Annotated in this window: 22 protein-coding genes; 7 read left to right on the top strand and 15 right to left on the bottom strand. The window is 56.2% G+C overall.

Features of this window, described 5'->3' with window-relative positions; translation table 11 throughout:
• Window positions 1–67: 67 nt before the first annotated feature.
• The 6 genes from CU100_RS14850 to CU100_RS14825 all read left to right on the top strand — a co-directional run bounded on the left by CU100_RS14850 (window position 68) and on the right by CU100_RS14825 (window position 6,012).
• Window positions 68–1,051: an autoinducer 2 ABC transporter substrate-binding protein gene (locus tag CU100_RS14850; protein WP_106717397.1), complete on the top strand. Its 984-nt coding sequence runs from the start codon at window positions 68–70 to the stop codon at window positions 1,049–1,051.
• A 61-nt stretch (window positions 1,052–1,112) separates the two neighbouring features.
• Window positions 1,113–2,090, top strand: coding sequence for an ABC transporter permease (locus tag CU100_RS14845; protein WP_106717396.1), 978 nt, complete (start codon window positions 1,113–1,115; stop codon window positions 2,088–2,090).
• A 2-nt stretch (window positions 2,091–2,092) separates the two neighbouring features.
• Complete coding sequence (locus CU100_RS14840) at window positions 2,093–3,070, top strand: ABC transporter permease (protein ID WP_106717395.1); 978 nt, start codon at window positions 2,093–2,095, stop codon at window positions 3,068–3,070.
• The gene (locus CU100_RS14835; RefSeq protein ID WP_170113849.1) at window positions 3,067–4,020 is read left to right on the top strand and encodes a carbohydrate kinase family protein; all 954 of its coding nucleotides are present in this window, start codon (window positions 3,067–3,069) and stop codon (window positions 4,018–4,020) included. The genes CU100_RS14840 and CU100_RS14835 overlap by 4 nt, the downstream gene beginning before the upstream one ends.
• Window positions 4,013–4,981 carry an eIF2B alpha/beta/delta subunit family protein gene (locus tag CU100_RS14830; protein WP_170113848.1) on the top strand — a complete coding sequence of 323 codons (969 nt, stop codon included), beginning with the start codon at window positions 4,013–4,015 and terminating at the stop codon, window positions 4,979–4,981. Before CU100_RS14835 ends, CU100_RS14830 begins: the two co-directional genes overlap by 8 nt.
• A gap of 14 nt (window positions 4,982–4,995) precedes the next feature.
• On the top strand, window positions 4,996–6,012 hold the full coding sequence (locus CU100_RS14825) for an SIS domain-containing protein (RefSeq protein WP_170113847.1): 1,017 nt from the start codon (window positions 4,996–4,998) through the stop codon (window positions 6,010–6,012).
• Between the two features lie 711 nt (window positions 6,013–6,723).
• Here CU100_RS14825 and CU100_RS14820 read toward each other — a convergent pair.
• From CU100_RS14820 to CU100_RS14750, 15 genes are all read right to left on the bottom strand, one after another.
• Window positions 6,724–7,509 carry an SDR family oxidoreductase gene (locus CU100_RS14820; protein ID WP_106717391.1) on the bottom strand — a complete coding sequence of 262 codons (786 nt, stop codon included), beginning with the start codon at window positions 7,507–7,509 and terminating at the stop codon, window positions 6,724–6,726.
• A 53-nt stretch (window positions 7,510–7,562) separates the two neighbouring features.
• Window positions 7,563–8,336 carry an SDR family NAD(P)-dependent oxidoreductase gene (locus CU100_RS14815; RefSeq protein ID WP_106717390.1) on the bottom strand — a complete coding sequence of 258 codons (774 nt, stop codon included), beginning with the start codon at window positions 8,334–8,336 and terminating at the stop codon, window positions 7,563–7,565.
• A gap of 10 nt (window positions 8,337–8,346) precedes the next feature.
• The gene (locus tag CU100_RS14810) at window positions 8,347–9,678 is read right to left on the bottom strand and encodes a dihydroorotase (protein ID WP_106717389.1); all 1,332 of its coding nucleotides are present in this window, start codon (window positions 9,676–9,678) and stop codon (window positions 8,347–8,349) included.
• A 19-nt stretch (window positions 9,679–9,697) separates the two neighbouring features.
• The gene (locus CU100_RS14805; RefSeq protein WP_245419046.1) at window positions 9,698–11,413 is read right to left on the bottom strand and encodes a thiamine pyrophosphate-requiring protein; all 1,716 of its coding nucleotides are present in this window, start codon (window positions 11,411–11,413) and stop codon (window positions 9,698–9,700) included.
• Window positions 11,406–12,332, bottom strand: coding sequence for an allantoinase PuuE (locus CU100_RS14800; RefSeq protein WP_245419045.1), 927 nt, complete (start codon window positions 12,330–12,332; stop codon window positions 11,406–11,408). The genes CU100_RS14805 and CU100_RS14800 overlap by 8 nt, the downstream gene beginning before the upstream one ends.
• On the bottom strand, window positions 12,329–13,372 hold the full coding sequence (locus CU100_RS14795; protein WP_106717974.1) for an NAD-dependent epimerase/dehydratase family protein: 1,044 nt from the start codon (window positions 13,370–13,372) through the stop codon (window positions 12,329–12,331). The genes CU100_RS14800 and CU100_RS14795 overlap by 4 nt, the downstream gene beginning before the upstream one ends.
• Window positions 13,373–13,403: 31 nt before the next feature.
• Window positions 13,404–14,177 (bottom strand): SDR family NAD(P)-dependent oxidoreductase, encoded by a 774-nt coding sequence (locus CU100_RS14790; RefSeq protein WP_245419044.1) that lies wholly within the window; start codon window positions 14,175–14,177, stop codon window positions 13,404–13,406.
• On the bottom strand, window positions 14,174–15,607 hold the full coding sequence (hydA, locus tag CU100_RS14785; RefSeq protein ID WP_106717388.1) for a dihydropyrimidinase: 1,434 nt from the start codon (window positions 15,605–15,607) through the stop codon (window positions 14,174–14,176). Before hydA ends, CU100_RS14790 begins: the two co-directional genes overlap by 4 nt.
• Window positions 15,604–16,875 carry an MFS transporter gene (locus CU100_RS14780; protein WP_245419043.1) on the bottom strand — a complete coding sequence of 424 codons (1,272 nt, stop codon included), beginning with the start codon at window positions 16,873–16,875 and terminating at the stop codon, window positions 15,604–15,606. Before CU100_RS14780 ends, hydA begins: the two co-directional genes overlap by 4 nt.
• A gap of 2 nt (window positions 16,876–16,877) precedes the next feature.
• Complete coding sequence (locus CU100_RS14775) at window positions 16,878–18,968, bottom strand: dipeptide ABC transporter ATP-binding protein (protein ID WP_106717387.1); 2,091 nt, start codon at window positions 18,966–18,968, stop codon at window positions 16,878–16,880.
• Window positions 18,965–19,840 (bottom strand): ABC transporter permease, encoded by an 876-nt coding sequence (locus tag CU100_RS14770; RefSeq protein ID WP_245419042.1) that lies wholly within the window; start codon window positions 19,838–19,840, stop codon window positions 18,965–18,967. The genes CU100_RS14775 and CU100_RS14770 overlap by 4 nt, the downstream gene beginning before the upstream one ends.
• 3 nt (window positions 19,841–19,843) lie before the next feature.
• Window positions 19,844–20,857 carry an ABC transporter permease gene (locus tag CU100_RS14765; RefSeq protein WP_106717386.1) on the bottom strand — a complete coding sequence of 338 codons (1,014 nt, stop codon included), beginning with the start codon at window positions 20,855–20,857 and terminating at the stop codon, window positions 19,844–19,846.
• A gap of 68 nt (window positions 20,858–20,925) precedes the next feature.
• Window positions 20,926–22,596 (bottom strand): ABC transporter substrate-binding protein, encoded by a 1,671-nt coding sequence (locus tag CU100_RS14760; protein ID WP_106717385.1) that lies wholly within the window; start codon window positions 22,594–22,596, stop codon window positions 20,926–20,928.
• Window positions 22,597–22,795: 199 nt separating this feature from the next.
• Window positions 22,796–23,788 (bottom strand): GlxA family transcriptional regulator, encoded by a 993-nt coding sequence (locus CU100_RS14755; protein ID WP_106717384.1) that lies wholly within the window; start codon window positions 23,786–23,788, stop codon window positions 22,796–22,798.
• A 588-nt stretch (window positions 23,789–24,376) separates the two neighbouring features.
• Entirely contained in the window at window positions 24,377–25,051 is a 675-nt protein-coding gene (locus CU100_RS14750; RefSeq protein WP_170113846.1) for a GntR family transcriptional regulator, read from the bottom strand.
• 186 nt (window positions 25,052–25,237) lie between these two features.
• Here CU100_RS14750 and CU100_RS14745 point away from each other — a divergent pair, with 186 nt between their 5' ends.
• Entirely contained in the window at window positions 25,238–26,380 is a 1,143-nt protein-coding gene (locus CU100_RS14745) for an ABC transporter substrate-binding protein (RefSeq protein WP_106717382.1), read from the top strand.
• The last annotated feature ends 76 nt before the right edge of the window (window positions 26,381–26,456 follow it).

The following is a 26,456-nucleotide window of genomic DNA, read 5'->3' as shown; positions in this document are numbered from 1 at the left end:
CGCTGCCTCCTAGTGCGCGGTCAACATCAACCCTTCAAAATCAAAAGGAAAAAGGGGAACCATTCAAATGAGAACGCTTTTGAAATTCGCAGCAATTTGCCTTCTGGCCACCACGACACTCGCCAGCGCGGCAGAAGCCAAGGATATCCGGGTTGCCTTCGTTCCGCAAATCCAAGGCATTCCCTATTACGTTGCCATGGAAAACGGAGCAAAGGCGGCCGCCGAAAAATTCGGCGTCACCTATGTGCAGCAGGGACCGACCGCTACCAATGCCGCCGATCAGCTGCGCATCTTCGAAAGTTTCGTCAACCAGGGTTTTGATGTCGTCGTAGTCTCGCCGGTTGACGTCGAAACATTGAAGCCCGCCATAGCGCGCGCCACAGAAAAGGGCGTGCATGTGCTCACTTCCGACGCCGATGCCGCCGGCAGCAAGCGTGCCTTTTACGTAGCGCAAGCGATGGACAAGGATCTCGGCTATAAGATTCTTGACGAAATGGTCGCTCGTGTCGGCAAGGAAGTCAAGATTGCCATTATCTCCGATGCCCCGACGATCGCTAGCCTCAACAACTGGATCGCTGCTATTCAGGAGCGCGCCAAGTCGACGTATCCCGACCTGAAAATCGTCTCGATTGACCATACGGATGGAACGGCGGCCCGCGCGTTCCAATTCGCTACCGACTCCATGACACGCAATCCAGACCTGAAGGGCATTATCGGCATCGCGTCGACCACCTGCCCCGGCATCGGTCAGGCTGTCGAAGCTGCCGGACGAGTGGGATCAATCGTTACGACGGGATTCTGTTCGCCGAACACAGTCAAGGACTATGTCATGAGCGGTGCAATGACCTATTCCGTACTTTGGAACCCATCCGACCTTGGCTACCTGACGGTCTGGGCCGGCAAGGAAGTCGCGGAAGGCAAGAAGCTTGATACGGAGCCAAAAGTCGACGGGCTGGACGCTAAGGTGAAATGGCTCCCGGACCAGAACATTCTGCTTCTCGGCGATCCCATGGTCTTCACAAAGGACAATATCGGCCAGTTTAATTTCTGACGGGTATCTTTAACGAGGAAAGCCGCAACCGGCGGCTTTCCGCGCATCGAAAGATTGTCTTATGTCAATTGCCGCGGATACACGTCCAGTCTTGCGCTTGAGTTCGCCCACGGCCACGCGAGAGCTATATCTATTCATCGCCATCTTGCTTGTCGGTGCGGGCTTTACCTATGCTTCGCCCTATTTTCTCACCCCAATAAATCTAATACAAACCCTGCGCGCCGCTTTGGAGCTCGCCATCGTCAGCGCAGGAATGACGTTGGTCATCATCATGGGCGGCATTGATGTCAGCGTCGGTGGAATACTCGCGGTCACCGCGATCGTCATCGGTAAATCCTATCAGGCGGGCCTATCCTCTTTCCTCGTTGCCCCCATTGGTCTTGCCACCGGTACTCTACTTGGAACCTGGAACGGCTTTCTAACCACGAAGCTGAAAGTGCCACCGATCATCGCAACACTCGGGTCGATGTATATCTTCTCGGCGATCATGTTCATCGTCATTGGCGGCGCCTGGATTTCCGGCCTGCCCGGAACCCTGTCGCCGCTCGTCAACGGAACGGTCCTTCACATACCCGCCTCTGCTCTCGTCATCCTTGTTGTTTATGCCGCATGCTGGGTCCTGCTGCGCAAAGTGCCTTTTGGGCGTCACATCTATGCGATTGGCTGCAATGAAACATCGGCAAAGCTTGTCGGCATCAACGTTGATCGCACGAAAATCGCGACCTACGCGCTTCTGGGCTTTCTCGCCGGATTTGCCGCACTGCTTTACGTCGCACGCCTGCGCAATGTGGAAATCAATATCGGAACCACTGTTGCGCTCGAAGCGATCGCTGCAACCATATTGGGCGGCACCAGCATCCGTGGCGGCGTCGGCAGCCTGCTAGGCACACTCCTCGGCGTGATCTTCATCCGCATCATACAGAACGGCCTTGTTCTTATTGGCGTTTCCTCGCTGTGGGAAACCGTCATCATCGGCATTCTTCTGATCGTAGTCCTCACTGCCGATGCCATTCGCAATCGCAATAACCCGAGAGTTTGACCATGTCCGTACTAATGATGCGCTTGCAGGGCGACCCGTTGAGAACGCGGCTTCTCATCCTGATCGGCCTTTGGGTTGTTGCCATTCTGGTCGTAAGTCTGCTTTCACCCTATTTCCTGCAGGCAAGTACCGTTCCTTACCTTCTCCAATATGTCCCAATACTCGGCCTGCTTGGCCTCGGTCAAACTCTAGTGATCCTCGCGGGTGGTCCCGGCATCGATCTTTCCGTCGGCTCAATCGTCTCATTGGTCGGCGTCAGTGTCGGCGCGCTCATGACCATGGGACTTGGTGTATGGCCGGCCTGCGCGGTTGGCATTCTTCTCGGGGGCGTTCTTGGCATGATCAATGGCGTGCTCATCAATGTCCTGCGCATTCCATCGCTCATGGCGACGCTCGCAACAATGTTCGCCTATGGCGGACTAGCGCTGGCAACCACCGAGGGGCGTCCGATCGGCAATTTTCCGCAAGAGTTCGCCTGGCTTGGCCAGGGCGACACGCTGACCATCCCCAATTCCTTTCTGTTTGTGCTGGTACCCGTCGCACTGATCCTGCACATCATGCTGACGCGAACTACCATCGGCAGGCACATCGTTGCCTGCGGCAATGATGATCGCGCCGCACATCTGTCGGGCTTGAATGTAGTTCGCCTACGAATCGGACTTTACGTCCTGAGCGGAGTGCTGGCCGCTATCGGCAGCATCATCTCGCTGTCCTGGTTTCTCGCCGCCCGTCCCGATGCTGGGAAGGGCATGGAACTCGCTGCGGTAACGATCGCCGTCTTGGGTGGCACGCATATTTTCGGGGGTACGGGCGGCATACCGGGTACCTTGGTTGCAATACTCATCATCACGACGCTGCAGATCGGACTTCAGCTCGCCAACATTTCAGCAGCATGGCAGCTTGGCATAATTGGTGTTTTGTTGATCGCATCGGTGGCCTCATTTGGCGGATGGCGCCAAATCTGGAGCCCCATACGGTGACAAACAGCCCGGATATCCTGTGCATCGGTGATCTCGATGTCGATCTTTTCATCTCCCTGCCCGCCATTCCCGGTTTCGACCAGAAGGTGTCAGGCAAGCATCTCGGCCAGAAGCCGGGGGGAATGTCCGCTAACGCAGCCGTGGCCATGACCAGACTCGGGCGGCCGGCACGCTTGCTTGCCGCTGTTGGTGACGATCACGCGGGCGAGGAAGCCTTGAAGCAGCTTGCGGCGGTGGGTGTGGATACCGGCTTTATTGCCGTCAGGCCTGGCAGCAAGACATTCATGTGCGTGATTCTTGTCTCGCCCTCGGGAGAAAAATCCCTCATCAGGCTCGAAACCGACGCCTATCTGCCGCGCCCCGGCGATATCATACCTGCGGTCCTTCGGGGCATCAAGCACATGCACTTGACCTATGGCAATGCCGCCCTGACCCTTCATGCGCTGGAAATGGCAAATGAGCATGGCATCAGGACGTCACTTGATCTTGAGCCGCCGGATATTCGCCGCGCGCCCGAACATCTCACCCGGATGCTAGGCCTGGTCGACACGCTTTTCCTGAACAGCGAAGCGTTTGACGCTGCGTCCGAAGTCCTGGGCGGCGTTCTCAGCACCAATCTTTTGCGGCCGGGCGGAGAGATTATCGTCACCATGGGCGCCGCAGGATGCCGCAGGCTTTTCGGGAACGATCTGATCGAAGTACCGGGATTCAAAGTTGATGCCGTTGATACGACAGGTGCAGGCGACTGCTTTGCCGGGGCCTACCTTGCAAGCCGCCGCACCGATGCAGATCCGCGTGACGCCCTTATATTCGCCAATGCCGCAGCCGCGCTTGCGACCCTCGATTTCGGCGCGCAAGCTGCCCTGCCCGAGCGGGGAGCAGTCGAGACACTCTTGCGCGACAACCACCAGCCGCGCTCCAACACCATTACGGAATCCATCAATGCCTGATCGCCGTTTCGACCATGTAGAAGAGCTTGCCAAGGCTGGTCTGTCAGCGCCGGATGAGACAACTCTGCATTATCTTTGGCAGATTGTCGATGAGGGCGTGCTTGGCGCCAGCAAGCATGTGAACCTTGGTAATGAATTGCTGCTGCACATACTTGGTGCTTATCCTGATAAGGGCGAAGCACTGGAAAGGGCGCGCCGCGTGGCAGACTACATCGCTCGCACGCGTGGCCAGGATACGCCCGTTATCGGAAACAGCCTTGCGTTGCTGCTTGCCGGTCTGGATAGCGAACCCGAACAGGCAGCAGCCTTGCGGCAGAGAATTGAAAACTGGAACAAATCCGCCGCTGAGCGCAAAAACACACTTGTGAGCATTGCGACCAAACATCTTTCTGCGTCGCGCGGCATCATGGCTTTCGATTATTCGAGCACAGTTGCTGCGATCGTGCTTGCTCTTGCCAAGGCCAATCCTGAGCTGACCATCGTCGTGCCTGAAAGCCGCAGCATCGCGGGCGGCGCGCGATATCTCGAAGAGTTTCTCCCGGCCGGTCTATCCATGCGCTATATCCCCGACGCAGCAATCGAATTCGGACTGTCCCTGTGTGATACCGCCGTTTTTGGTGTCGAGACGTTGCGGGCCGATGGCAGTTTTCTCAATACGATCGGCAGCCGCCTGATCGCGCGACTTGCAAGGGAGCAGGACAAGGAAGTGTTCGGCTGCACCGACCTTCTGAAGCTCGATATGCGCAGCTACGAAGGCCATCGCCCCGAGCCGGCCATTCGAAACTACGACCGCCTCTTACACGGAGGACTGACGATCAAAGACATAGGGCGAGCCGATACGCATGCGCCCGAACTTGAGGTAATCCCTGCGGAACTTACCACCGCAATATTGACAGAATATGGACCAGTACCACCACAGGCCATTTGGAATTTGGGACGGTCTGTATTCAAAGCGCTATGACGGAGTTGATATCCATGAACGAGATGATGGCGCGCGAGATTGCCGCTCAGAGCGAAATCCTTATAACCTGCGTTGCCCCCCTTGCCGAGCGTGTTGCCCAGATCGATGTTCCTGCAGGCAGGATTTTTGCCGGAGGCTGCGGCGATTCCGCTTTCGCTCCCGCTGCACTCGGCGGAGTTTTTGCCGAACTAGGAATAGACTTGGAGCCGAGGACCTCAATGGAGTTGTCCGCGTTCACGAAATTTGTTTCGGCGGACACTGTCCTATTAAGTTCGATCTCAGGCGGCACCAAACGAACTGTCGAGGCCGCTAATGTTGCTCGCAAGGCTGGTGCACACGTCATCGCGTTAACTTGCAACGGACATAGCAATCTTGCGAATGCAGCGGATGAGACGATCGTGCTGCCGTTTACTCCACTTTCGCGCAAGACACCTCACACGCTGGATTACACAGTTACTCTGTTGGCGCTCGTGGCGCTGGCCTCCGCATGGGCACGCCGTCCAGTGGAGGAAATATCGAAGCTTGTCGAAACAGTTCCCGTCTTGTTGGAGAACGCCTCCGAGATAGCATGGGCTACGGGTAGCAAGATCAACCAGGACGGAAAACTGTTCTTTCTCGGCGCGGGTCCCGATCTTGCCAATGCCAATTATGGGGCAGCAAAATTCCACGAGGCTGGCGGTATCGTCGCTATTGCGGCGGAAACAGAGAATTTCATCCATGGCATGAATTTCATGGTAGAGCCGGTCGATTCAGTTCTGTTGCTTGCCGGCGCGGAACTAGTCCATCGTCGCAGCAGACAAATCGCCACTTCTTTCGCTGGCCTCGCCAACTGCCAGATCGTTCCCGTAAACGCCCAGGATGGCGTTTTGGGAGCCTTTGCCTATACGCTTATGACGACCTTTGTGCTTCAGTATCTGTGTCTGAACTTTGCTAACAACGCGGGTTTGCAAGTCGATCGTCCCCGGGCTGGAAGGCCTGACGGTGAGAAACACCTCGCCATTCAATCGGAAATTATGGCAGAACTCTCGTAGCAGCCTAACTTTTCGACTGGTTTATGTGTGAGTGAGTTCATAGTCCAGCAAACCCGTGATGATATCATCGTGCCACCTTGTATCGACGAGAACGGTTTTCCGTTCACGATCTTCAAGGACGAAGCTGATTTTCTCTAGGGAAAATTGCCCGCGCGTTTTGGGCGAGGACGCGAATGCCCAGTCAATGTAACACCAAGCGTTTTGGAGGCGCCGCACACCAGTTTGATTGCCTCTGTTCTGACAGCCCTGCCCAATAGTTCGCGATAGTATACCGCGATCGCTATCGAGGCTCGGCGATCCGGCCTATCGACACTACCGAGCCGAATCTCCGATGAAACTACCAACTCTATGGTCCATCAATAGCGCTGGCGAAGCTTGGGCAATTGCCTTGAGCGAAACAACATCGAATTTTGCGAGCATTAACTGGCCGCGGCCCGTTTTAAGTTCGCGGCCTCGGTGTTCCAGGATCAAGTCCCAGCATCCTGTGCCTTCACCGCCCCACGGTCATTCCTTCACGAAGGGTTCTTGCATAAGAAAGCACACGCAAACGGTGGCAAAGCTGCGAAAGTGCTCCTGCTGAAATAAGATTGCAGGCCATTAGCCATCCGTCTTTCAGTCCGGCAAGCCCAAGTGTAAGAGGCGCCGACAATTCTGTCGGCGAACCTCCGCAAATACCAAGATACCTGTGTTTTAATCGACAGACAGCTCCATTCAGATGCTAGTAATCAACCCGCCGTCGACGCGAATGACAGATCCTGTCAGATAGGAAGCGCGGGCGCTTACCAGAAATGCAACGACGTCAGCATATTCCTGCGGTTCGCCGTAGCGACCAACAGGGATAGACGCTGTACTTGCGGCCGACACCTCTTCCACCGCTTTTCCTTCGCGCTTCGCTTTCTGCTCATCGAGAAATGCGATCCGCTGCGTTGCTACACGGCCGGGAAGCACGATATTGACCGTGACACCATCCTGTCCGACTTCACCGGCAAGTGTCTTTGACCAGCCCAGGAGTGACATTCGCAGCGCGTTCGACAAGCCGAGGTTGGGGATAGGAGCGACAACCCCGGAGGAGGTTGAGGTAATAATCCGCCCCCATTTTTTCGCCCGCATTTTTGGCAGGACAGCATCGCTTATCGCGATCACGGAAAGCACCATGCTGTCGAAATATTTCCGCCAGCTATCCGCACCCTGACCGGAAACCAGTGTCGGAGGCGGGCCACCGGTGATGTTGACCAGGATGTCCACCGATCCCAATTGCTTTTCGATAAGGGACAGATTAGGCTCGACCGCGGAAAGATCTCCAAGATCCCAACCAACCGCCATGGCGGAACCGCCGTTGACCTGGATATCGGCCACGGTCTTTTCAGCGGCCTCTTTGTTGATATCCGCGACAGCAACTTGAGCACCTTCAACAGCCAATGATTTCGCAATCGCACTACCGAGACCACCACCCGCGCCGAGAACGAGGGCGGTTTTGCCCTTGATTCCTAGATCCATGAGTATTTCCTTCCATTTTCCGGAAAAGCCGGTTCTTCGCTAAAAGTTGCCCGTCAACCGGCCATCCAGCCGCCATCGACCATGAGATTGACGCCTGTCATGTAGCTCGCCATATCACTCGCGAGGAACAAGGCGGCGCCAGCGACGTCATCGGGAACACCAAGGCGCGGCCAAGGGGTACGCCGCCGCGAGTAATCCAGGCCCTCCGGATCGTTTGCCACACCGGGTTTGCCGGTGATGATCTTTCCCGGCGCGATCGCATTGCAGATGATGAGGTCATCGGCGTGGTCAACCGCTATCTGGCGGGTCATCTGGACAACGCCGCCCTTGCTGACGCCGTAGGGGAAGTCTCCGGGGCAAGCGACCATGCCGTGCTGGGACGAGATGTTAATGATCCGGCCGCGGATGTCATTGAGCGGTTCCTGCTTTAGGAACTGCTGAGCAGCTCGCTTGCAGCAATAAAAGAAACCGGTGAGATTGACCCCGATAACACGGGCCCATTGATCGGGCGTCGTTTCAAGCAGATTGGTTGAAGAATATATGGCGGCGTTGTTGACGATCACGTCGAGCCGACCGAACTGCCTGACCGTCTCTTCCACCAGCCCGTCGACAGCATCCCAGCTGGAGATGTCGGTCTTGACGAAGATGGCCCTTCCACCTGCGTCACGGATCATATTTGAAGTGATTTCCCCACCCTCAAGTGGCGTCTCGATCACATCGGCGACGACGACTGTCGCTCCCTCCATTGCGTAGCGAAGTGCCATGGCACGGCCAAGGCCCGAACTAGCGCCAGTGACGATCGATATTCTGTTCTGCAATATGGGCATTGGTTTTCCCTCAATCCTGCCGGGCTATGACTTGGCCCTGCGCGGCTGCGACAAGCGATCCGTGAGACACGATCGCCCTGCCGCGCAGAAAGACGTCCGTGATTTCAGCAGGAACGGTCCAACCATCGAATGGCGTGTAGCCGGCCCGGGACATTTGTTGCGCGTTGGTGATCCTGGATTTCCGGCTCCGGTCGATGATCACAATATCGGCGTCATAACCCGCAACTATGGCACCTTTCGAGAGACCGAGACCAAAACGCCGGGCTGGCGCCAGAGCGCACATGCGCACAAGATCTGTCAGCTTTATCACCCCTTCGTCGACCAGCTTCAGCATGACCGGCAGAAGGGTTTGCAGCCCGGGCATCCCGCCTGGAATTTCGGCGAACGCACCGTAAGGCGCGGCCTTCTCCGCCGCGCTGTGGGGTGCATGGTCGGTCGCGACAATATCGATCAACCCTTCAGAAAGCGCCGCGCGTAGTGCCTGGACATCATCGCTTCCGCGCAGCGGTGGCGAGCCCTTCAGATTTGCGCCTAGTTTCTCGTAGTCCTCGGCCGTAAAGAACAGATTCTGCGGCGTCGTCTCCACTGTTGCGTCCGCCATGTCTTTGAGGCGGCGCCACACACCGAGGCCAAGGAGGGAATTGATCTGGCGAATGTGAATGGTTGCTGCGGACTGCGCAGCAGCCAAAACTGCGCGGGCGATCCCGTTGGCCTCCGCCAGCGGCGGGCGGCTGGATAAAAAGCCCTGAATGCCGGCATGGTCGCGCGCGTGGCTGCCCGACAAGATGGACTGATCCCCAGGCGAAATGCCTATCACGGTATTTTCTTTGCCGAATTTCTGCAATATTTGCTGGATGCTATCGACGCTGTCAAAGAGATAGGCAGAGGGTACATCTGCAGTAAATAGCTCAAGGGATACGGGCCGAAGCTTGAGCATTTCTCCGACGGCGTTCATGTCCTTGCTTATCACCCCCTGGAATCCGACATCGACGTTGACACGCCCTCTCGCCAATTCCATCTTGTCGCGCAGCTCCTGGCCTGTGGCTGTCCAGGGTTCGTCCGTCGGCATATCGAGTACAGTAGTGACACCCCCGAGAGCGGCGGCTTTCGTGCCACTTTCAAAATCTTCCTTGTGCGTGAGCCCCGGTTCACGCAGATGGGCATGCGCGTCTACAAGTCCCGGAAGCAAATGTTTCCCTGTGGCATTCACATGGGTCCGGGCACCTGCTGTTTCTCCAGGAGAAAGGATCGCTTCAATCCGTCCATTGGCGATGCCAATGTCGGCTTTGCGCTCTCCTTCGGCATTGACGACGGTACCGCCTGTGATCAGCGTATCAAACATTTGGCCGATCCCACATTTGTCAACTCAGGCCCGGCAAGCGGGGCTCCTCATGTGTAACGACTTCGATCAGCGCTGCCTGTCCCTTGCCCACCCGTTCAAGGCCGCGCAGGAGTGCCGGCCGAAGGTTTTTTGGAAGGCTCACACATTCCCCGTAACCGCCCAAGGCCTCTGCAATCGGGGCATAGGCGCCCGACATAAGGTTGGCTCCATATTTTCGGGAAGCTATCGGCATGCTGGCCGCATAACCGCCGAGCACATTGTTGCGTAAGACCACCGTCAGAATCGGCAAGTGACACCGGATTGCAGTTTCGAAATCGATGCCAACCATGCCGAAGGCAGACTCACCCATCAGGTTGACAACAGTGGCCTTGGGCCGCGCGAGTTTGGCACCAAGCGCAAAACCGAGGCCGCTGCCAAGCTGAGTTGTCTTCCCCCAACCTATGTAGCTCCGCGGGATGACGGCCTCGTAAAATGGGCTGAATTGATCGCGTGGATTACCGGCGTCGTGAGTGACGACAGAATTAGAGGGATCAACCACCTGCATGATTTCCCAAACGACGCGATAAGGTGAGATCGGCTCGCTATCGGCAGTCAGTAGCGGCATCCAGCGTTCTCTAAACACGGACCGTATCGAACGGATTTCGTCCATGACGTCGGCACGATCCACCAGGACATGCTTGTGTTGCTTGAGATAGGCGTTCATCTGCCTCAGAGCCGAGCGAGCATCGCTGACGACGCCCTGGGCGATGGGATAATCCTTGCCAAGGTCGCCCTCGTCCACCGTAACGTGTAAGAGCACCTTGTCTTTCGGGATCGGCAATATGTAATAGGATCGCGTCAAGCTCGTGCCCAGCGCCAGAACGACGTCTGCCTTGTCCATGAAGTGATCCACCGTGGTCGGCCTTGCCCTGCCTGCCGCACCTAGCGCCAGTGGATGGTTTTCCGGAAAGCCACTCTTCCCATTTGGTGTCGTCATGACCGGGATACGCAGCAATTCGGCAAACTCGACCAGTTCCTTGGTGGCGAAGGCTGCAAGTACACCCTGTCCCGCAAGCACTACGGGGTTTTTTGCGGCCAGAAGTGTTTTGACAAGTTCAGCAATCTCGCCCGCATCACCCTGCGGTGCGCTGCGCCGCGGTCGTTGATAGACCTCGTTAGTGGGGTCCAATCTTTCCGCAAGCAAATCGACGGGCAACTCCAGCAGTACTGGCGCCGGTCGGCCATTGCGAACGCGGGAAATGGCCGAATGCATTAATTTGGGCAGATGTTCGACGCAGCCTGCTGTCTCGGACCATTTGGTCACGTGCCGGAAATTACGGCTGGCGTGGAAATTCGGGGTCACAGCTTCCGACCCGCGCGGATATCCCGTCGGCAAGAACAGGATGGGGGTTCGGTCGTTGAACGCTTGGGCGATCCCACCGAACGCGCTCTCGGCGCCAGGCCCATACTGCACAGTTACGACGGCCAACTCACCATCGGCCACAGTGCGGGCGTAGCCTTCGGCAATGTTAACCGCGACGCGCGGCGTTCGAGCGATGACCGGTGGAATGTCGCGTGCTGCACAGGCATCGAACAGTTCGCTGTTGGGAAAGCCGATGATCTGCTTGATGCCTTCCAGCTTCAGGATCGAAGCGACGATCTGCGCGCCGGACATAGTCTGTCCTCCGCCCTTTATCGGGCTGATCATCAATCTGCCTGCCTCGCTCGCATCGAACCCGCGGATTGACTCATTCATGGTTTTCGAGCCAATGACGCGCGATGTCTTCCCGCCGCATGAAGGCAGCAGCTGGTTTGTTGCTGACGTGCTCGATGACCTCGCGCAAACCCGAGGCACGATTCGGCTGACCCATCCAGCGGGCATGGACACCGATGGTAAGCATCCGCCCCCCGGTCTCGTCGGCTTCGTCAATCATATAGTCGATGGCGGAACGGCAATCCTCTGCAAAATCGCGCGGATTGCTATAGCCGGGCGCTATCAGGTAGCGACTGTCGTTCAGCGTCTTGGAATAGGGTACGACCAGGAGCCGCGTCCCATCGTGGTCGGCGTAATATGGAAGATCATCGTTGCAAGGGTCGGAGTAATACAGGAAACCACCTTCTTTGACGATCAGGTCACGCGTGTTGACGCTCGGAAAAGAGCGGCAGTTCCAGCCCAGCGGGCGCCGTCCCGTCAGCTTCTTGTAAAGCCCGATTGCCTCATGAAGCTGGCGCTCCTCTTCGTTGCGATCCAGGGTGGAATATTCGCTCCAGCGCAGGCCATGACCAAGCAGATCGTGACCGCGCGCATTCATCCATTCGATGACGGCCGGGTTGCGCTCCAACGCAACAGCACAGGCGGAGACTGTAACCGGAACGTTATAGCGATCGAAAAGACGCGCCAGACGCCAGACACCCGCGCGGCTGCCGTATTCGAAATGGGTTTCGGTGCCGAGATCGCGCACCGGGGGACTATTGGGAATATTGTATTCACCCCAATTGTCGTTACGACCATCTTCCAGCCAGGAATACTCCGAGCCTTCTTCGTAATTGAGCACCAGATTGATGGCGAGTTTCACGCCGTTTGGCCAGCGGACAAAGGGTGGCTTCGGGCCGTAGCCTATGAAATCTCGCGGCTGGTGTTCCGTATCATTCAGCACGGTCTCACCCGTCATCATAATGCCTCCCCTGCTGCGTTGCTCTCATTGGCGACAATCCATTGCATGTAGTCGTGAAAGGCCTCCTTGCCTGGACGTGGACGCCAGGCAGTGTCGCGCTCAATACGTGCAAGGTCATAGGCACCCCACATGCCGTCTTTCAGTGCGGTGTCTTGAACTATGTTGGCTGTCTCTGGAGGGCTGACTTCGACCATCAGATCCGGTATTTTTTCCCGCGCCCAGTTGATCACGTCGCCGATGGTCGACGTGACGCCGCTGCCTATATTGTAATGGCGGTAGCGAAGACGTGGCGCCAAGAGCAGAGCGATAATTGCCTGTGCCACGTCCGCCGAGTGTGCATAGTCCCCTACCGGTTCCAAGCTGTTCGGACGGATCACCTCTCCTGCCAGGGCCATGTGCGCGACGCGATTTGGTACGTGGCGGAAATTGCGGCTTGTGGTTGCCCGGTCCATGGGACCATAAACGGACGCGAGGCGAACACTTAAAGCCGATATGCCGAAGAGATCAGCGTAACAGTTAACAACCATTTCCGAGGCGAACTTAGAAATGCCGTAAAGGGTCAACGGCGCGACATAACCATCTTCCGGCAGCGGCTCGCCCGCCCAGTCCGGACCGTGATGGCGGTAGATCGCACCAGAGCTGACATAGACAAAACGCTTGACTGACGGCTTGGTCCGGGCCCATTCCAGCGCCCTCACGGTTCCCATCAGGTTGACGTCGACGATGCGCGCCGGGTCCTCGGCTTCCGGCTGGCGCTTCGCTTCTGTTGCACTGCCTCGCGAGATGGGGGTTATCGTTGCGCCATGCACCACTAGCGAAATGTCATGGCCATCAAGTTCGTTCGACCACTGCTGTGAATCCAGGATATCGGCTGTAAGCACGGCAAGACGGTCTCGAACTGGAGCGAAATACCGCTCAGCCGTGTCGTCAAGTCCGGACCGGTCGAGAATGACGACACGGGCTTGCGGGTCGCGGTCGAGCCACTCGCGAACCAGAACACTCATAACAAAACCCGTACCTCCGGTTACCAAGAGAGTCATTTTGAGATCCATTTCATTGCGGCGAAGAGATTCACCGAGTTGCAAAACCACCATCAGCGAGCAAATCAGTGCCGGTTACGAAGGAGGCGTCCGGAGACAGTAGAAAGGCGGCAGCGGCGGCAATCTCATCGGGTTGCGCGATCCGGCCGAGCAGATGCGCGGGTCCGAGATCCTTATTGGCTGTCTCAAGATCGGGCCATCGTTGCAAAAGCCTGGAAGTGGCCACTGCCCCCGGCGACAGGCTGTTCACGCGAATGCCATCGCCGGCATGATCGACCGCCATGGCTTTGGCAAGATGGACGAGGCCTGCCTTGGCCGCGCAATAGGCCACCGCCTTTCCGGTCGCCACGTGACCAAATTGCGACGCGACAAGCACTATTGATCCGCCCCCGCTGGAGATCATGAGTGGTACCGCGAATTTGCTGGCGATAAATGCGCCCGTCAGGGTAACGTCGATTTCCAGCCGCCATTGCTCTTCATCGAGATCGACGACCGTGCCATCGAGCGAAGGTGCCGCAGCATTGTGGACCAAACCATCAACCCGCTCAAAATGGTCAAAAGCTGCGCTCATTGACCGCGCCATGGAACGTTGATCCGTCACATCGCATTCAAGCGCCAAAGCACAAGAACCTAGTTCCGCAGCAAGATTTGCGACGCTATCCGGCGAAGCGTCCGCGCAGATCGCCCTTCCTCCTTCGGCAATGCAGCGCCGCGCGATCGCAGCCCCGATAGCGCTTGCAGCTCCAGTGATGAAGACCACTTTTCCGCCAAGCCTTTTCCCCGATTGATCTGGAATTGCCATCATGACGCAAGTATCCGTGAAAGGTCCTGCCGTGGCGGAAAAGGTCGTTGTCGCGCAATGAATTGCCCGCGACCAGGCGTGGACAGGACCTTGCCATCATTCCAAACCAGTTCCCCGCGCGAAATGGTCATGACGGGCCAGCCCCGCACCGTTTGACCTTCATAGGGTGTATGGTCGGTTGCATGATGCAACATGGCGTTAGTGATGGTGACTCTTCGATCCGGATCCCAGATCGCCAAGTCTGCATCTGATCCAACCGCAATTGCTCCCTTGCGCGGGTAGAGACCGAAGAGACGTGCCGGTGCGGCCGAAGTCAGGTCGACGAATTTCTGGAGAGAGATGCGGCCACCATTGACACCAGCCGAAAAAAGCAGCGCAAGTCGCGTCTCGATGCCAGGAATGCCATTTGGAATCCGGTTAAATGGAGTGTCAGGGCCGCCCGCAATCTTGTCGGCATAGTTCCAGGGCGAATGGTCGGATGAGAAAACCTCAAGCGTTCCGTCAAGTATCCCGTCCCAAATCGCCGGTTGATTGGACTTGTCACGGGGTGGCGGCGTACAGACGCATTTCGATCCGGAAAGGTCATGGGTGTCGATGTCCTCAGCCGACAGGAACAGGTATTGCGGACAGGTTTCGGCATAGATGGGCAACCCTCTGGCCTTGGCACGCCGGATTTCCTCGACCGCACCGCCGGCTGCAACATGACTGACCAGAATGGGAGTTTCGATCAGTTCCGACAAACTGATTGCGCGGTGGGTGGCCTCCCGATCGCCAATCTCCGAGTGAGCTTTCTCGTGGTAGCGCAGCTGTGTTTTGCGGGCTTCAATAAACTTCTCGGTGAGCCAGCGGATACACGCGTCGTTTTCCGCATGCACCATGACCATTGCGCCCTCTGACCTGGCAACATCGAGAACGTTCAATACCTCATAGTCATCGAGCTTCAGGCCGTCATAGGTGAGGTAGATCTTCATTGAAGTGCAGCCTTCAGCGATCAGGGCCGGTATCTCATTTCTTAGAACCTCCGCCGACGGATCACCGACGATCAAATGGATCCCATAGTCGATATGGGCCTTCGGGCGCGCCCGGTCGTGGTAGTCGATGACAATGTCTCGCAGCGATTGACCGCGCATCTGCATAGCAAAGGGAATAACGGTCGTCGTGCCGCCGCACATCGCCGACAGCGTTCCGGTATTGAAGTCATCAGCCGTAGCTTTGCCTTCCCACGGCTGCTGATCCATATGGCAGTGGCTATCGACGCCGCCGGGGAGCACCAGCCGGCCTTCGGCCGATATTTCCGTATCTCCCTTGCCCAAATCTTTGCCAAGCGCCGCAATTTTCCCACCGCGAATCCCGACATCAACTTCAAGGATTTGATCTGGCGAGACGACCCTTCCACCCCGAATGACGAGCTCAAGATCAGATGCACTGCTCATTCGTTGACTCCTGAGGTTACACAACTGGATCCGCTGCTGGCGGGTATCACGGTGTGTCTGCGCATGAGATTGAAACTCGCTGCGATTGCTACAAGCGCTGCTCCGCTGCCCAGCATTACAAACAACGCTTGCGGCGCGACATGTTCCATGAGACCAGCGGCCAAGCCGGGCGTCATGACGTTGCCGATAGAGTAGAGAAGCAGCAGTCCACCGGATGCCGACACCATATGTCGGCTCTCAATCTGGGAATTGGCAAAGGCGATAGCGACGGGATAGATGGTCAAAGTCGTCGCTCCATAGGCGAAAAAAAGCACGAAGAGCAAGGGAACATACCGATGGCCGGACCATACAATCCCGGCGCACAGCAAGGCAGCAACACCACCTTGCACCAACAGCATCAGACGGCGATCCAGGCGATCCGACAACCAGCCCATCGGGGCCTGGGCCAGCATACCGCCGATACTGAAGGTTGTGATCAATGCAACAGTCGTAGTCGCAGAAAGGCCGATACGAACACCATATATCGGCGTCATTGCAAAGACATTCATATTGGTCATGCCTGCCTGGAAGACGCCAAGGATTGTAACAGGCGCGAGGACAGCAAGTTTCCACAGGCTATAGCGCTGTCTGGCTGGCGCGATCGTCAACGGGTCAGATTGGGGTTCCCAGGCTGGCAATACTGGCCAGTGAGCGGCAACCAATCTGCAATAGACCAGACCAGCGACGATCGTCATTGTCGCAAGGAGGAACAGGTGCGGTGAATGGGGCCCGGCCACCTCGATCATCAATTGGCCGCACAGGACCGCAAGCGAGGTCATCAGCATATAGAGCGCAAAATAGATGCCTCGATTGCGCTGGTCAGCGTAAAGATTGATCCAGCTTTCTGAAACGATGAACAGCGCGGCCATCGACAGACCGTTCATCAGACGAAGACCCACCCACACCGGCATGAATATCGTCAGGGTAAAACCTGCGGTCGCCAACGCCGCAAGCAACGAAACCAGGAGAAAGGTCCTCTGATGCCCAAGTTTGGCAATAAGAGACCGCGTCACGAGGCAACCGGCAAGAAAGCCCGCCGGGAATGCGGTCAATACGATCTGAACCACGCGCGGGTCCACATCCGGATTGCTCAAATGAAGTGAAACCGCTGTCGTCAGCAACCCATTGCCGGTGCCAATGATGCATATACTGATCAGGATCGGGAAAATGGCGCGGGACCGAGCCACTTTCTGCCAGAGTCTTGTTCCGGATGCTGACGGCCGGGTCACGATTATGCACGCCCCTGCCCTAATGCGCCATATCGAGATGGCGTGGTGCGCAGCTCGGTAGCGTCGATATGGCAGGCAATCTCATGTGTGTCTGACATTTTTCGCAATGGGGGTGCAACGGAATCGCATACTGCGCCGACCTTTCGGTGGCAGCGGGTCGCAAATCGGCAGCCGGTGGGAACATTGATCGGACTGGGTGTATCACCCGTCAAATGGACACGATCGCGCCTCTTCTCATCCGGATTTGGGCTGCGGATAGCCGAAATCAGAGCTTCGGTGTAGGGATGCGTACCGCCGTCGAACACCTCTTCGACAGTTCCCTGCTCCATTACCTTGCCAAGATACATGACAACAACTTTGTCAGCGACATGCCTGACCAAGGCCAGGTCGTGGCTGATAAACAGCATCGTCGATTGTTTCTCTCGCTGGATATCGAGAAGAAGCGTAACAATGGCCGCTTGGACCGAAACATCGAGAGCCGAGACAGGTTCATCGGCAACGATGAGTGCCGGATCGGCTGCGAAGGCACGCGCTATCGCGATTCTCTGCTTTTGCCCACCTGAGAGCTGATTTGGCTTGCGGTTAGCGATAGCAGGCGACAGCCGCACCATTTCAAGAAGCTCGCGAACGCGCTCTTCGATCGCGGCCTTGCCCTTGCGGATGCCGAACTTTTTGATGGAACGGCGGATCGAGAATGCCGCGCAATGGGATGGATTGAGGGTACTGTCCGGATTCTGGAAAATCATCTGGACGGATTGCAGAAGGTCGCGTGGCCGGTCTTTCGCCTGAATTTCCGCAACGTTTTCGCCAGCTATCCGAACCTCTCCTGATGTGGCCCGGTCAAGTCCCGTAACGATGCGAGCCAAGGTTGACTTCCCACAACCGGACTCGCCCACGAGTGCGACAATCTCTGCCTTCGCCGCGTTGAATGAGACCGATTCATTCGCTTTCAGGGTTCTGTCCCCGCCCAGCTTGTAAAGTTTGGTCAGACCAGAAACTGCCACGGCTTGCGTTTGAACCTGAGCCTTGCCTATCTGCGCAAGTTGGGCAGGTTGGGAGCGTTTCATATCCCTCCAGCGAATGCAGCGAACCATATGATCACCGCCGATATGTTCAAGCTCAAGATCCGGCCTGTCACACAGACCGGCCGTAAATCCTGTACAGCGCGGTGCGAAGAAACAGCCAATGGGGCGCTCTTGTGGCAACGGGATATGGCCAGGGATAGCGGCAAGCGAGCGGCTGCGCTTGTCATGGGTAATATCGGGGATGCAATCGATCAGGCCCTGCGTATACGGATGGCGTGGCCTGCGAAAGAGATCGCCGGTGGGGCCTTCCTCCACCATTTCGCCCGAATACATAATGCCAACCCGGTCGCAGGTCTCGGCGATCAATCCAAGATTGTGCGAGATGAACAGGAGGCTTGTGGAATAGCGAGATCTCAATTCACCAATCAGATCGATCACCGCCGCTTCCACGGTCACGTCGAGACCGGTGGTCGGCTCATCCAAAAGCAATAAAGACGGGCGGGCCAGGAGTGCCATAGCGATAACCACGCGCTGTTGTTGACCGCCCGAAAGTTGGTGCGGATAACGCTTGAGCATGTCGCCGGCGTCGGGCAAGCGTACATCTTCAAGCATCGCGGCAGCCATTTCCATGGCCTCCGTGCGGGAAACTCCGAGGTGCAGAAGTGGCACTTCTGCAAGTTGGGACCCTATTGTCTTGACTGGATTGAGTGCGCTCATCGGGTCTTGATAGACCATGGCAATCTGCCGGCCCCTGATTTCCCGCAGCTCTCTCGCACTTGCGCCAACCAGTTCCTTGCCTTCGAAGCGGATGCTGCCACCAGCGATCACACCCGTGCTGCCGAGATATCCCATGATGGCCATGGCAGTCGTGCTCTTGCCGCAACCGGATTCACCGACAAGACCATAACTTTCCCCCGCCTTGACCCTAAAGGACAAGGTGGGAACGGCGACCACAGTCTCGCTCTTGCCGTGAAACTCGATCCTCAGATCGTTGACATCAAGAACGGTATGGGACGGTGAGCTGCCGGACATAGCCGATCCTTGTGGGTTGGAGACGATCAGGTTCATGGTTTCCAAGCCTCCCTCATGCCATCAGCGAGAAGGTTAAAGCCAAGTACAAGGCTGACGAGTGCTGCGGAGGGGATCAGGGACATCAACGGCCAGACGTTGAGCACGGTAACGCTCTCCTTGACCATCCCGCCCCAGTCCGGATTGGGAGGCGGCAGTCCAAGACCGAGGAACCCCAGAATGCCAATAGTGATGATCGTATATCCGATGCGCAAACAGGCATCGACGATCAACATGCTGCGGCAGTTGGGAAGGAGTTCGACGAGCATGATATAGAGCGTGTTCTCTGCTCGCAGCCGCGCCGCCGCGATGTATTCCTGCTCCTTGAGGCCAAGCACCAGACCACGCGTGATGCGCCCGATACCGGGAGCCGATGCGATCGTTGTCGCAATCACGATGTTCATGACCGAAGGACCGATATTCGCGATCAGAATGACGTAGATGACCAGAACGGGGAAGGCGAGGATAATGTCGGAAAACCGGCTGATGACGGTGTCGATCCAGCCACCGTAGTAACCGGCAAGCATGCCCATGGTAATTCCAACGATCATTGCGACGGCCACAGAAAGCGGGGCGACCGACAGCACCGTTCTTGCACCGAAGATCAGCCGGGCCAGTATGTCCCGTCCCAGAATATCAGTGCCCAGCCAATGAGCCGCGGAGGGATATGGATTGGCCATAGCCATAACATCGGAATCCGTCGGAGACGGCAGAGGCAGAATGGGGGCCAACAAGGCCGCGGCAACCCAGAACGTGACGAGAAACAGGCCGACGAGAGCTGTGCGGGAATAAAAGATCCGCATCCAGTTTGACCGTGTTTGACTTTTTGTACGGGCTACCTGAACTGCATCCGGAATATCTAAAGTTGCCATGATTTACCTCACCCGGATGCGCGGATCTAGCAGCATGTAACCGAGGTCACCCAGCAGCTGCGTTACGACGGCAATGGCGACAGTGATCAGCGTCGCAGCCTCGAGAGTTGAGATATCTCCGAACAGGCTGGCTTCGAGTATCAATCGCCCGAAGCCCGGATATGCAAAGACGAGCTCGGTCACGACCACGCCGCTGATGAGAAAGTTGATCTGGAGGAGCAGCACAGTGAACGGTGCAATCATTGCGTTGCGCAGGGCGTGGCCAAGGATCACACGACGTGTGCTCATGCCTTTGAGCACTGCGGTGCGAATATAGGGCCGTTCCATTACAGCGATCATGGAAACGCGGATCATCCGGGCGACATATCCAAAGTCGTAGATCACCAGGACAGCTACGGGCAGGACGAACTGGTAAGGAATTGCCCAACCTCCGTCACTGGTCAGAGGACTCGTCCCCGGTAGTATCGGCCAGAGAATGACAAAAAGCGTGACCAGAAAGACGCCGGAAGCGAATTCGGGAATCGATGTGAAGGTGATGCATATCACCGACAGTGTCCTGTCGAGGGCTCCTCCCTCCTTCAGCCCCGAAAGGATGCCAAAGATGATCGAAAGCGGCACAATGAGGAGAAAGGCGAGACCGGCGAGAATGGCGGTATTGCCCAACCTGTTCCAAATCACGTCGTTGACAGGCAGCTTGTTGAGGGTCGAATAGCCAAAGTTGCCAAAATATTGCGCGCCGCGCGGATCTTTGAAATTCAGGCCAGTGCTCGGGTCCTGCAGCGGATCAGGGATAGCCCCAACGAGAACACCGAGCCAACGGCCATAACGGACGACAAGCGGGTCGTTGGCCTTCAGCTTCGCCGTCAGCAGGTCGACCTGCTGTTGTGTCGCGAAAGGTCCAAGAGATTTGCGTGCGACGCTGCCGGGTGTGTATTCGCACACTGCGAAGACCAGAAACGATGCGCAGAGCATCGTCAGCAACATCATTGCCAATCGGTTGAGCAGGAATTTTACCATATCATCGTTCCATCGCCATATGCACTGTCCCCGGTCGCACTTTAGCGACTGGGGATGGCACGGAAGATTTACGCTGCGATCGCGTATTGATGCGCAAAGATATATTGTGAGGGGTGGAGTTCGAAGCCTTTGACCTTCTTGTCCATGACAGTCGAGAAGATGCGCCAAAAGGGTTGAACGATCGGTCCGTCATCCTGCATGATCGCCTCGATCTTCGCCATGACCTCGCTGCGTTCTTTCGGATCAAGGATCCCCTCGGCCTGGGTCAGCAGCTGGTCGAATTCGGCGTTGGAATAATGAGATTCGTTCCAGGCCGCATTCGAGCGATAGGCAAGCGACAGCGTCATGATTGCAAGGGGACGATGGCCCCAGGCCGTCAAACTGAAGGGTACGGTGGTCCAAACTTCCCAATATTGAGCGCTTGGCAGCGACTTGATATTGATGGTGACCCCTATATCCTTGAATTGCTCCGCAAGAACCTGTGCCGTATTCAACTCCCAGATAGGATCTGGACGGGTTACCATCTCAAATTCGAATCCCTCCGGGTATCCTGCATCGGCAAGTAACTTTTTCGCCTTTTCCACGTCGCGGGGATATTTCGCAAGGGCTGCATATTCGGGATGAGACGGAGCGACGTGATGATCCTCCGCCGGTGTGCCGGCTCCAAGAAGTGCCGTCTGGATAATCTTTTCCCGATCGATCGCATACCGCATGGCCTGGCGAACACGCTTGTCCTTGAACTGCTCGGCATCGGGGTGCATGCGGGCAACAACAGTCTGAGTGGTTTCGACCTTATAGACTGCGACGTGCGGGAAGTTTTGCATTGCATTGACCTGCACAGCATCGGCTTCGGACAGACCATCCACCTGCTTTGAAGCCACCGCAGCGATCCCCGCTCCAGGATTGTCCCCAAGATCGACATACTCAAACGTGTCGAGATAGGGACCTGTACCCCAGTAGTCGCTGCGGGCCTTGTATTTCGCGCCCTTGCCGACCGTGTATTCGACAATCTCGAAGGGACCTGTTCCATTGGCATCGGCGCCGAAGGCGCCGTTCTCGGCCGGATCTAGGATGAACATTGGATAGTGATAAAGATGTTCGGGAACTGCGATTTGCGGGGCAAAGCAGTTTAGGCGGACGGTAGCGTCGTCGACCTTTTCAATGGCGTTCTCTGCCCAGAGTTTGCTCGACTTTTTCGGATTCCCCTTGTCGTCCTTTTCGCCGCCGTCATATTCCTGTACGAGATAGCCGGTAAACAAGCCCAGCATTGACGATCCGACTGCAGGATCACAGACACGCTTCAAATTCCAGACGACATCGTCTGCCGTCAATACTTTGCCACCCTTGCGCCACTTAACGTTCTTGCGAATATGCAGGGTCCAGGTCTTCAGGTCTTCGCTGACTTCCCACTTTTCCAGAAGATAAGGATGGGTGATATTATTGCGGTCGGTTAAGGTCAGATATTCACAGACCTGGCGGATAACATTGGATTTCTCGGCAAAGTCGGCCAGGTGCGGATCTTTGATTTCCATACAGCGCATTCCGATACGCAGATTGCCGCCTTTGGGCATGTCTTCTGCCCTCGCGACGCTCTGTTCGGAAATACCGGCAAGCGAATAGGCAGCGGCGGCAGACATGCCAAGAAGGGTTGCCTTACGCAAAAAATCCCGGCGACTGATGCCCCTGCTGTTGAGGTCGGCAATCAGGGTGGGTATGTAGGGATGCTCATCTTTGTCCATGATCGCTATCTCCTCTTGATCACTGACGGTTCCGTTTTTTATCGGCCAGGGTGTCGTTGCAACCCCGGCGTCGCCTCGTTGCGGACTTCTGTCCGTCTCTTGGGCTCCGGATAATCTACGAGCGATTCACACCGCAATATATGCACCGACTCGACGGTCTCTATGCGCGAAGCGACATAGTCATTCAAACAATATGCCCCTATCTATGGTTCTCTCGCCTCGTTACTGCAGGACTTTCCTTGAAGTGTCGCCGATAGAAGCGGCTGAAGTGCGACGCAGATTCGTAGCCGCAGATGTCGGCGATAGCGTTGATTGGGAGCTCGGTATTAATCAGCAGTTCCCTTGCACGCAGCATCCGCAGTTCAATGTAGAATTTCGAGGGGCTCTTATTGAAGCTGGATTGAAAGAGTCGTTCGAGCTGACGAACGGACATCGTAATGCTGCTGGCGAGCTGCGCGATCTCGACAGGATCGTTTAGCGTCGCCTCCATGCGGCGGATAACAAAACCGAGCTTCGGATTTCGGATGCCGAACCGGTCCAATGCATCCATTCTTTGCACATCGTTTTGCCGGCGAATGCGGGGATGATTGAATTGATCGGAAATTTGTGAGGCCAGATCCCGGCCTTCAACTGCGGCGATCAAATACAGCATCATGTCGAGGGTGACGGTACCGCCCGAAGATGTGAGGAACCGGCCATCGATGGCGAATATATCGTCAGTCGCCAGACAATTCGGAAATTCGGTGCGAAAACTTGCAAGGGATTCCCAATGAACCGCACACCGCCTGCCTTCCAGCAGCCCTGCTTTTGCGAGGAAAAACACCGCCGTGCTGACCGCACCAAGGATACATCCTTCAGCGTAAATCCGCCGCAGCCAAGCGAATATATTGGGATCGTAAGCATCCGTGTAGTTGATTCCGGCGCACAACAATACCACGTCACATCGCGGTGCCCCGGACATCGAGGCATCCATATCGAACCCAAGACCACTGCTCGACTTGACGTGACCACCGTCGGCGGAGATCAACAACCATTCAAAAGCCGCCTTCTTGGCCAGTCTGTTTCCCTGTCGCAACGAATCCAGCGCAGCGGAAAAGGTCATGAGCGGAAAATCCGGTATGAGAAAGAAGCCGATACGGATCGGACGATCGACCTGGGCAAGCTGGTCGAAGGAAACAATATGCTTGGGCATTTCTCGATCCTGTCCTGAAGAGCATTCTACACGATGTGACTCTGCTGACTTCCACATTTGCACAGTCAGAAAATATATCCGCTACCTCTAATGTGTGAATAGATCAGCGCCTCCCGTTGGCAGTGGGCCGAGGCAAGAGAGAACCAGGGCTGGAACCTCCCGTGGAAATACCGTGAGGACATGAAGGGAGGAACAACCGTCCCTTCAAGCGACGTGTGCATCATACTATGTGGATTTGGTCTCGCGATTGAATCTATGCTGATCACGCGGCCAACGTCGGTCTTTCAGCCCTTTAGTGCAACAGTGATCTCAGTCCACCAAGGTCCAGACCATGCTGCCCGCGCTCCGAGACACTGCGTTGTTACTATGCCGCGAAGCGTTGCTCCGAACATGTCAATGTCATCCTTTGTATAGTCGCGAGCAGTGTTTTTTTGAGCGGGTTTAGGCAAGCAACGATCCCTGGCCGTTCAAAATGGCCAAGTGCTTGTGATTGCCAGCTGGCGTTAGCGGCAATCCACTATTTGAACTGCTCCTATATTCCCAACGGTCCAGGCAGGCACCAGCACTAGCACCTTCGTGATAAGGACTTCATTTCGCGGCCATGCGCCTGAGAAGCCTGTCACGTGCGGCGCTCACGTGATCGAACACCGCTTGCCCGGCTGCCTCTGGATCCCGGCTTTCAAAGCCTAAAATTATCTTCTCATGTTCGGCAATTACCACATCAAACACATCCGGGGTGTATCCACCCAGACTGTCGGCAACCGTTCGCACTACCCTCGTCCGGCCTTCAAGTATCTGTTCGGCTTCCGGGTTGTTTGCAATTCCGTATATACGTTGGTGGAAAGCGATATTCTCTTGTGACGCTACCATGGGCTTTCCTGACCGGATTAAGGCATTAAGTTCTTCGTGCATTTGACGCAGGGCCGCGATATCGATTTCCGTCGCCATTTCGACAGCCCGGTGCGCCAGCATTGATTCGATACCCACGCGAATATCATAGATGTTTCGTATGTAGGTTTCCGTGAGCGCCTCAATCCTGAAACCGCGATGGGCGATTGAAATCAGAATGCCCTCGCCCTCAAGTTGGCGAAGCGCCTCGCGGATCGGCATGTGGCTCACTGCGTAGCGCGAGGTGAGTGTCTCGATCGTCAGATGCGTGCCGGGGGTAAAATTCCCCGATACCAAATCGCCAATGATAGCTCGCTTTACGCGGAGATAGGTTGGCTCATTCAGTGGTGCGATTTTGGCTACGCTTTTCGACAAGTCCAACCTCACTTCTCTGTTTACCAATCAATCTTATGGTTACGCCAAGCCTCTCCCCAAGGCAAATATATTTGCGCAAATGTAATTGACAGACTTGTATATTTGCGCAAATGTACGAAAGTCAGAAGCTACCTTCGTGAAAGGCACCTGCCTTTTTAAAAATCGTTACTCTGGGAGGAGATCGATATGAACGACACCCATGGCGGCTTGCCGACATATAATTTCACACGTCGCAACCTCATGCGGATGGCCGCAGTGGCAGGACTTGGTGCTGCGAGCTTGTCATTTCTCCCAAAGGTCGCGGTGGCTCAATCATCCGCCCCGCAGCCGAGCGAAGACTTGATTGCAGCGGCTAAAACCGAGGGTACCCTAACGTTCTATCATACCACCGCCATAGACCCCACAGCCGTCTGGACTAGCGCGTTTACAAAAAAGTATGGAATCACCACGCAGAACGTCCGGGGCCCTAGCTATCCGCTTTTTGAGCGTTGGTTGACCGAGGAACGTGTCGGCCAGCACGTGGCTGACGTTGTTCAGATCACCGACACCGTCCTCATTGAATCTGCCCATGATGAAAAACTGATCGCCGACTATACGCCTGCCTCCGCTGCCGGGATTCGCCCGGAGATGAAGAAGGAAGGGGTTTGGTACACCGCGTTTGTGAATGCCATGGGCATCGCATGGAACTCGAAGCTCGTCTCGCCAGAGGAAGAAAAACTAATCCGGGAAGGTGGTTGGAACGTGCTTACAGACCCGCGCTGGAAAGGACGCATTGCGACGGGCACGCCCGCTTCCGGCGGAAGCAGCTATTCCTATGTTTACATGTTCCTAGGCGGCAAACGCGATCAATTCGGGCCAGATTTTCTTGCCAAGATGGCAGCACTTAAGCCTCAGGTCTATGACAGCAAGTCGCCCATGTATGACCGGCTTGCGGCCGGAGAACATGCCATCGTCGATCAAGCATCCCAGAGCGACATGGGCGGGTTTTACCTCAAAGGCGCACCGATACGTTGGGTTTTCCCTACCCCGACACCTGCCAACCTCACCGTGCAGACTATCTCCGCCGGCGCCCCCCACCCAAATGCCGCCCGGTTGTTCCAGGATTGGGCAATGAGCCAGGAAGGGCAAGCTGCCTGGTTCAGCGTTGCAGGTGTTAGCTCCGCGCGTGAAGATACGGTTGATCCTCGTAAGGCCGCCAAGGCGGATTGGTACAAGGAAGACTGGTACAAGGACCCGGAAAATCTCTACATCGACTATTTGGGAGATCCGGGATACGTGGATCCGGCCAAGCCGATCATTGCCGAGTGGAACCAGCTTTTCGGACGCTGACGGTCCAATGACAATTTCAGCAACCACACCCATAATGCATAAAATTCCTGTTGGTCTGGTCCGACGGAAACGCCAG

Origin of the sequence: Phyllobacterium endophyticum (genome assembly GCF_003010935.1) — a bacterium.
Lineage (GTDB): Bacteria > Pseudomonadota > Alphaproteobacteria > Rhizobiales > Rhizobiaceae > Phyllobacterium > Phyllobacterium endophyticum.
The sequence above is the reverse complement of the archived record's forward strand: the minus strand, read 5'-3'. Positions and strand labels throughout refer to the sequence as shown.

Bases quoted from the DNA above. Each gene is read 5' to 3' on its own strand.
- CU100_RS14850 (WP_106717397.1), top strand. From the start codon at position 68: ATGAGAACGCTTTTGAAATTCGCAGCAATTTGCCTTCTGGCCACCACG.
- CU100_RS14845 (WP_106717396.1), top strand. From the start codon at position 1,113: ATGTCAATTGCCGCGGATACACGTCCAGTCTTGCGCTTGAGTTCGCCC.
- CU100_RS14840 (WP_106717395.1), top strand. From the start codon at position 2,093: ATGTCCGTACTAATGATGCGCTTGCAGGGCGACCCGTTGAGAACGCGG.
- CU100_RS14830 (WP_170113848.1), top strand. From the start codon at position 4,013: ATGCCTGATCGCCGTTTCGACCATGTAGAAGAGCTTGCCAAGGCTGGT.
- CU100_RS14825 (WP_170113847.1), top strand. From the start codon at position 4,996: ATGAACGAGATGATGGCGCGCGAGATTGCCGCTCAGAGCGAAATCCTT.
- CU100_RS14820 (WP_106717391.1), bottom strand. From the start codon at position 7,509: ATGGATCTAGGAATCAAGGGCAAAACCGCCCTCGTTCTCGGCGCGGGT.
- CU100_RS14815 (WP_106717390.1), bottom strand. From the start codon at position 8,336: ATGCCCATATTGCAGAACAGAATATCGATCGTCACTGGCGCTAGTTCG.
- CU100_RS14810 (WP_106717389.1), bottom strand. From the start codon at position 9,678: ATGTTTGATACGCTGATCACAGGCGGTACCGTCGTCAATGCCGAAGGA.
- CU100_RS14805 (WP_245419046.1), bottom strand. From the start codon at position 11,413: ATGAATGAGTCAATCCGCGGGTTCGATGCGAGCGAGGCAGGCAGATTG.
- CU100_RS14800 (WP_245419045.1), bottom strand. From the start codon at position 12,332: ATGATGACGGGTGAGACCGTGCTGAATGATACGGAACACCAGCCGCGA.
- CU100_RS14795 (WP_106717974.1), bottom strand. From the start codon at position 13,372: ATGACTCTCTTGGTAACCGGAGGTACGGGTTTTGTTATGAGTGTTCTG.
- CU100_RS14790 (WP_245419044.1), bottom strand. From the start codon at position 14,177: ATGATGGCAATTCCAGATCAATCGGGGAAAAGGCTTGGCGGAAAAGTG.
- hydA (WP_106717388.1), bottom strand. From the start codon at position 15,607: ATGAGCAGTGCATCTGATCTTGAGCTCGTCATTCGGGGTGGAAGGGTC.
- CU100_RS14775 (WP_106717387.1), bottom strand. From the start codon at position 18,968: ATGAACCTGATCGTCTCCAACCCACAAGGATCGGCTATGTCCGGCAGC.
- CU100_RS14770 (WP_245419042.1), bottom strand. From the start codon at position 19,840: ATGGCAACTTTAGATATTCCGGATGCAGTTCAGGTAGCCCGTACAAAA.
- CU100_RS14765 (WP_106717386.1), bottom strand. From the start codon at position 20,857: ATGGTAAAATTCCTGCTCAACCGATTGGCAATGATGTTGCTGACGATG.
- CU100_RS14760 (WP_106717385.1), bottom strand. From the start codon at position 22,596: ATGGACAAAGATGAGCATCCCTACATACCCACCCTGATTGCCGACCTC.
- CU100_RS14755 (WP_106717384.1), bottom strand. From the start codon at position 23,788: ATGCCCAAGCATATTGTTTCCTTCGACCAGCTTGCCCAGGTCGATCGT.
- CU100_RS14745 (WP_106717382.1), top strand. From the start codon at position 25,238: ATGAACGACACCCATGGCGGCTTGCCGACATATAATTTCACACGTCGC.